Here is a 4,365-nt window from a genome sequence, read left to right on the forward strand (position 1 = left end):
ACACGACACGCCGAGACCACGAGTTTCCACACCGAGCCAAACGCTCTGACCAGCCACGTCAGCGACACTGTTCACGACGCAAACCAGCAGCTCACAGGCTTGATCATCCTGCTGGCTCAAGATAACCATTGAGCGACTGAACCGAGAGATCCGCCGCCGAACCGACGTGGTCGGGATCTTTCCGAACCGCGACGCTCTGATCCGCCTGGTCGGCGCCGTCCTGGCCGAGCAACACGACGAATGGATCGAAGGCCGCCGCTACCTCGGCCTGGAGATCCTCGCTAAGGCCCGCATCACCCCCGTCGCAGATCCCGCCACCACACCCGAGGAGGTCCCCACCAGCGACATCCCAGCGCTCAGCGCCTGACAACTACAAAAGGATCATGCACCGACCGCGAAACACCACGTCCGGGGACTTGACCAGGGCGGCTCCTAGCAGAGGCGGGAGGCGATTGGGGTTTCGACGTCGACCAGCGCGCTGCGGCTGTCAGAGGGCAATCTCCAGCAGTGCGAACGGTCGGAGCAACCTCGGAATGGCCCAGACCTCGGCTGGGCCACCTGCACCCGACCAGCCCGAGGTGCTTGCCTCAGGCGGGCCTGGAGCGGCTATCCTGGCGGCTGGCGATGGGGCTTGTCGTCAACCGCCCACCCACGGACCCGTGACCAGCGCGCCGAGGTCGCCGGATGCTCGCTCCCGGAGCCGGCCACCATCCGTGGCCGCAGGCGATCCCGTCGAGTCAATTCGGGTAGTTGCTCGGCCAGCTGATCGACTACCTGCGGGTCGCGCCCGCCGCCGTGGTCGAGGTTGAGGTGGACACCGCGTTCGAGAACCACCGGTGGCGACACGCGCGCGCTTCGTGCGCCTGCGGCCAGACCTCGAGCCCGGCGATGTCACGACGTGTGTGCCGGGGTTCCGCCGCGAGCGGGACTCAGCGCAGCGGGCCGACTGCTGGGCCGCGCCGGCTCGTCAGCGGTCACACGCCAGCCGGTCCCGCGGTTCCTCGGGAAGATCCGCGTGGTGGTCGCGGTGCGCGGAGCGGTCTCATGCTCGGGTGGCTGCCCACCTGAGCTCGATGACGGCCTCCCGGTTGACCGCGAAGTCCTCGGTGATCGGGACGAGCGCGCCCTGCGGGTAGTGCGCCTGCCAGTCGGCGGCGGCGTCGGCGGAGCTGAAGAAGTTGCCAAGGGCGCAGATCTCGGCGCGCACGTCGGCCACGGCGGAGTCGGGCCGCACGCGGGACACGACGGCCATCGGCGGGTCCAGCTCGTGCAGTGCGCTCAGCACGTGGCTCGTCGAGCGGCCGGCGCGCGCGGTGACCGGGTCGAGATCGGATTCCGCCGGTGCCTGGCCGGTGGCGGCGAACCCGCGCAGGATCGCCTGGTGCACCGCCTTCTCGACCGGGTCCAGCGGTACCGCCCGCGTGCGCCAGGCACTGAGCACGGCGCCCGGCTGTGCCGGCTCACCTGCCGCGCACTCGGCCGATCTGCCGTCCGCCGCGATGCTCGCTTCTCCGAGCAGCGTGGTACCCGCGGCGGCGAGCACGGTGCGCAGTTGGGCGAGGGACGGGGCCGGCACCGGGCGGCCGTGCTCGTCACGGTAGATCCGGCACGCCACCCCATGATCGGGCCGGTCCGCGACCTGGAACGGGTCGCGGCCGTTGACCAGCAGCGTCGGTGATCCGGCCATCCCGAATGCGGCCGCGTCAGCAGTGGTGCGGATCTCCCGGGTCGTGATCGGCAGGTCGGTGAGTGCCCGGAGCCGGTCCAGCAGCGGCGGCAGGTTCGGGCAGTCGGGCACGTGCAGAACTTCCAGCTTCGCCGTCATCGGTCCGCTCCCGTGGAGTGCTGGGGTGACTGGTTGTCGATCGCCGCCAGCAGCGGGCAGCTGCGGTCGGCCCGCGGCAACTCGCAGGTGGCGATCAGGTCGGTCAACGAGTCGCGCATCCGCTGCAGGTCCGCGATCCTGGCCTCCAGGTCGGCCTTGCGCGCCTCGGCCAGCGCCCGGGCCGCGTGGCAGCCCTCCGGGCCGCCCTGGTTCAGGTGCAGCAGTTCCTCGACCTCGTCGAGGGTGAACCCGAGTTCCTGGGCGCGCTTGATGAACCGCAGCAGCTCCACCGCCGCGTCCGGGTAGTCCCGATAGCCGCCCGGGCTGCGGGGCGGCTCGGCCAGCAGCCCGCGCCGCTCGTAGTAGCGCAGCGTCTCCGGGTGCACCCCGGCCTGCCCGGCCAGCTCGCTCGTGCGCATGCCTCACATCGTCGACCCCGTACCCCGCTACGAAGTCGAGCCCTTCGTCACGGCTCTCCCAAACCGGTGCGGCCGCGTAGCGCCGCGACTCGGCCCGTGGGTTGTGGCGGGCACGCCCGTCCGCACGAGCTGTGGATACAAGCGATGCCGCACGGGAAACCCGCCAGCGACCCCCAGGCCGAGGAGGCACCACTGGATGCCGTCGAGGACAACAACCGGCACTGTCGAAGACGCTGCTGTCGCCGCTCTGGCCGGCGACCTGGGCAACAAGGCGATGGAGCCGGTCTCGCAGAAGCTTTACCAGCTTGAGTCCGAGGAGCACCGCCCGGGGGGACGGTGCCCGATCCCGCCGGCCCTACCGCATCGTCGCCGAGAAGATCACCCGCCGTCTCGGGCTGCGCAGGTCCACCCCACAGCTCGACAAGGCGTCGCTGGGTTCCATCAGGGCCTCGTCATCTCGTTGGCGCCCCGATATGGGCTGCTGCGCGGCGCGGCGCGGCTGCGCCCCCTTCCCGCGGGTCTGGCCACCGGCGCCGCGATGGGCCTGATCGGCGACGAACTCCTGATACCGGCCCTCTGGTTCTCCGCACCCAACCGCCCCTACCCGCTCGTCACTCATCTGCGCGGATTCTCCGCCCACCGCGCGTTCGAGCTCGCCGTCGCAGCCATCACCGAATGCGCCTGGTCCTGCGCGGTCGCCGATCCTGACCCGAACTCGTCCGAACACGAGGAGGCACCCTTCATGAACCCGACGCCGATCGATTACCCCGCGCTCCGGCGGCTGCTGGACGAGGGCGCCCGGCTGGTCGAGGTGCTCCCGGCCGAGGAGTACACCGAGATGCACCTGCCCGGCGCGCTCAACATTCCCCTCAAGACCCTCGATGCCGCGACAACCGCAGACCTCGATCTCGGCCGACCCGTGATCGTCTACTGCTGGGACGCCCTTTGAGACATGAGCCCCCGAGCCGCGTGCCGGCTCGCCACGCTCGGCTTCACCCAGGTCTATGACTACGTCACCGGCAAGATCGACTGGCTCGCCCGCTACCTGCCCATCGAGGGGACCGCAGCCGACACCCCGACCGTCGGCCAACAGCTGCGCCACAATGTCGTCACCGCCCGCCCAGACGAGCCGATCCGGGACGTCCGCGACCGGGTGGAACGATCTGCGTACCAATTCGCGCTCGTCACCACCGCCGCCGGCGTCCTCCTCGGCCGCCTGCGCAGCAGCACCCTGCACGGAGCCAACCCCGACGCCACGGCCGAAGACGCCATGGAACCCGGGCCCTCCACATTCCGCCCACACCAACCCAGAGCAGACGTCCACCACCGGCTCGCCGACAAGGGCCTCACCTACGCGATCGTGACCGATCCCGACGGCCACCTACTCGGCACAACCCACATAGAGCAGGGCTGAAGCCGTTTGAGCTCCGGACCCAGAGTTCGGTCAACTGGCCGCGGCTGTGCGTGGTGGGGCCGCGGCGGAAAGGCGAGGTTGCAGTCTCGTCAGGGCGCGCAGCCTCATCCACGCCTTCCCCGAGATCGTGGCCGCGGTCACCGAGCGAGTGCACCTCCGGCACCGTTCTCGACGGTGAGATCGTCTGCTGGGCAAAGGGCGTCCTCGACTTCCCAGCGCTGCTCGGCCGGCTGCGCGACCACGACCACCCGCCGCAGCGTGCGCTGGCCGTGACTGGACGGGGGAGGCACTGGTCGGTCCTCGACCCGCCCCGGCGGTCAGCGTGGTGCGGCTGTTCGCCGCCGCGCTCGGTGTCCTGGTCTTCGGCGAACACCTCTCGGTACCCGTCGCGGCGGAGGTGGTCCTGCTGCTCGGCGGACTCGTGGTCGTCTCCCGGCCGCGGGTGTCCGGCCGGGGATCACCGGCGAAATCGCCCCGTGCTCTTGAAGTTAGCCTTCCCTTAGATAAGGGTGCCCATAGCAGGCTGCGCGCCGGGTGCGGCCGGGAAGGACGACGATGCCGCAGGTCTTCGACGTGGTGAGGGTGGGCTTCGGCCCCTCGAACCTCGGGCTCGCGATCGCGCTCGCCGAGCAGCCGGGCGGGGGTGCGGTCGAGGCCCGGTTCGTCGAGCGGCAGGAGCGTTTCGGCTGGCACCGGGGCATGTTGCT

The 4,365-nt window shown here is 70.5% G+C and carries 5 protein-coding genes and 1 pseudogene; 4 read left to right on the top strand and 2 right to left on the bottom strand.

All coding sequences use genetic code 11. The features are described from left to right. Positions 1-112: 112 nt before the first annotated feature. Positions 113-367 (top strand): annotated as a pseudogene (locus KME75_RS40155) (transposase); the annotation flags it as partial. A gap of 675 nt (positions 368-1,042) precedes the next feature. On the opposite strand, the gene merB reads toward KME75_RS40155, so the two are convergent. Beyond that, entirely contained in the window at positions 1,043-1,825 is a 783-nt protein-coding gene (gene merB, locus KME75_RS40160; RefSeq protein WP_219420236.1) for an organomercurial lyase, read from the bottom strand. After that, a complete protein-coding gene (locus KME75_RS40165; RefSeq protein WP_219420237.1) occupies positions 1,822-2,244 on the bottom strand; it encodes a MerR family transcriptional regulator in 423 nt (140 codons plus the stop codon). Before KME75_RS40165 ends, merB begins: the two co-directional genes overlap by 4 nt. Positions 2,245-2,440: 196 nt before the next feature. Here KME75_RS40165 and KME75_RS40170 point away from each other — a divergent pair, with 196 nt between their 5' ends. The 3 genes from KME75_RS40170 to KME75_RS40180 all read left to right on the top strand — a co-directional run. Then, positions 2,441-3,193 (top strand): rhodanese-like domain-containing protein, encoded by a 753-nt coding sequence (locus tag KME75_RS40170; protein WP_219420238.1) that lies wholly within the window; start codon positions 2,441-2,443, stop codon positions 3,191-3,193. Positions 3,194-3,196: 3 nt separating this feature from the next. Beyond that, entirely contained in the window at positions 3,197-3,658 is a 462-nt protein-coding gene (locus KME75_RS40175) for a CBS domain-containing protein (protein WP_219420239.1), read from the top strand. Between the two features lie 555 nt (positions 3,659-4,213). Next, the coding region (locus KME75_RS40180; RefSeq protein ID WP_219420240.1) for a SidA/IucD/PvdA family monooxygenase at positions 4,214-4,365 on the top strand (152 nt) is incomplete at its 3' end.

The organism is Pseudonocardia nigra (genome assembly GCF_019396355.1).
In the GTDB taxonomy this organism is placed as follows: Bacteria; Actinomycetota; Actinomycetes; order Mycobacteriales; family Pseudonocardiaceae; genus Pseudonocardia; species Pseudonocardia nigra.

Coding starts and splice junctions, on each gene's coding strand:
- KME75_RS40175 (WP_219420239.1), top strand. CDS start 3,197: ATGAGCCCCCGAGCCGCGTGCCGGCTCGCCACGCTCGGCTTCACCCAG.
- KME75_RS40165 (WP_219420237.1), bottom strand. CDS start 2,244: ATGCGCACGAGCGAGCTGGCCGGGCAGGCCGGGGTGCACCCGGAGACG.
- KME75_RS40170 (WP_219420238.1), top strand. CDS start 2,441: ATGCCGTCGAGGACAACAACCGGCACTGTCGAAGACGCTGCTGTCGCC.
- merB (WP_219420236.1), bottom strand. CDS start 1,825: ATGACGGCGAAGCTGGAAGTTCTGCACGTGCCCGACTGCCCGAACCTG.